We start from the raw sequence: 288 nt of genomic DNA on the forward strand, positions 1-288 counted from the left end.
TCATGTGGCATGGATTCGAACTGTGGTAGTACCTTTGTTCCAGAAACACCAAAACGACCTTTACGGGCTACCCTGTAAAGATCTAGGTCATAAACTTTGGTTTTTTCTAATTCTTCTACATAACTTGCTGGCAAGAATAAATTATCATCCGCAGTAGAATGGTGATAATACGTATCATCCACTACAATGGTACGTTTTTTATATAATTCTTCATCATCCAAAAAGATAACTTGGACATCTTGTCCTTTGTTTTTGATGAAGAAATGCGAATATGTCCAGTTTCCTGCG

Annotated in this window: 1 protein-coding gene; it reads right to left on the minus strand. The window is 36.8% G+C overall.

What is annotated here, in order from left to right; genetic code table 11:
• The coding region (locus tag JKP73_RS22940) for a phage terminase large subunit (RefSeq protein ID WP_200412071.1) at window positions 1-288 on the minus strand (288 nt) is incomplete at both ends.

The organism is Virgibacillus salexigens, from assembly GCF_014905415.1.
GTDB lineage: Bacteria > Bacillota > Bacilli > Bacillales > Amphibacillaceae > Virgibacillus > Virgibacillus salexigens.